General features: G+C 50.2%; 1 protein-coding gene. It reads right to left on the reverse strand.

Features of this window, described 5'->3' with window-relative positions; all coding sequences use genetic code 11:
* Positions 1-112 precede the first annotated feature (112 nt).
* The gene (locus GSQ86_RS24050; protein WP_371720742.1) at positions 113-538 is read right to left on the reverse strand and encodes a PhzF family phenazine biosynthesis protein; all 426 of its coding nucleotides are present in this window, start codon (positions 536-538) and stop codon (positions 113-115) included.
* Between the last annotated feature and the right edge of the window lie 548 nt (positions 539-1086).

Raw genomic sequence — 1086 nt, forward strand, 5'->3', positions numbered from 1 at the left:
ATCGGCGGTGACTGCGTCATCACAACCGAAGTGGGCTTACCTTCCGCAAAATTGATTTCCAAGGGAAGTAAATCATCCCCTATCTCCTGGATAAATTTGTTTGGTCCGTCGCTCAATGGCAGTTTGCCGAATTCCGCCAACCACCACCATGCACCGAGTGAATTGTGGTCAGCTCCAAAGACTTCGTGGCCGGCAGCTGTGAACGAAGCCGCCAGTCCGCGTCGTCTGTGCGTGAGGATACGACGAAGGTAGTCTCGGCTTGATTGAATTCGGCCGCAATCTGCCTCATTTCGGATTCGTCCAAAATCTCCGCTTGCGGTACCACCGCAAGCGGATTACCCGCCAGTGGCCGCTCAGCAAAGATATCAACGAGAGAAAATGGTATTAACATCCCAGAATCTTTCATGTAAGTTGAATTGAATCGCACGAGTTCCCCTAGGTGACGACACAACTGCGGAGAGCTTGCTTTGAGAGAGGTTTTTTGCCCATTGTTTAGCATAGAAATTGGACGACCGATGGTTGTCCCCCAGGCAGCCATTGATGCTTATTTAAGAGATACTTATAGGCATGGATCGTGCAAGTACCCCTGTTCGTACCCCATAATTTAATCGGATCCCTCGGTTTCATGTACTGATCTTGTTTGAACCTCCTCCATTCAGAGACTGCTCTTGCGGCATCGCGGCGCCAATGGTCGGTTCTCTGACAAATTGGAGGGTGCCTTCCCGCTGAGCATATACCCAGAGAATGTTCTACCCAGCCTAATTCTGCTGAACAGGCTCTATTCGATAAAGTGTCCCAATTTGCTCGGTCTTCCTCATCAAACTCTTGGATCAATCTTGATGCGCTATCCCTGCAGCTCGCCGGAACATTCGGTGGTGAGGGCAGCATTCCGTCCGATACTTCCGCTGCGGTTATCTGAGCTCCAGAACCACAATCCTTTGAAAGCCGGGCTCGGCTCTGAGCCTGTGCATAATCCGGTTTATCAGTTTCTTAACTGACGTCAGTTCTTGTTGCTGCAATTTAGAAATTGGCAACTCCTTGCTCGGTGATGGTTTTGCCGTTGGGCTTTGGTGTGCCATCAGAGTT

This window comes from Acidobacterium sp. S8 (genome assembly GCF_009765985.1).
Taxonomy (GTDB): Bacteria; Acidobacteriota; Terriglobia; order Terriglobales; family Acidobacteriaceae; genus Alloacidobacterium.

Coding starts and splice junctions, on each gene's coding strand:
- GSQ86_RS24050 (WP_371720742.1), bottom strand. CDS start 538: ATGGCTGCCTGGGGGACAACCATCGGTCGTCCAATTTCTATGCTAAAC.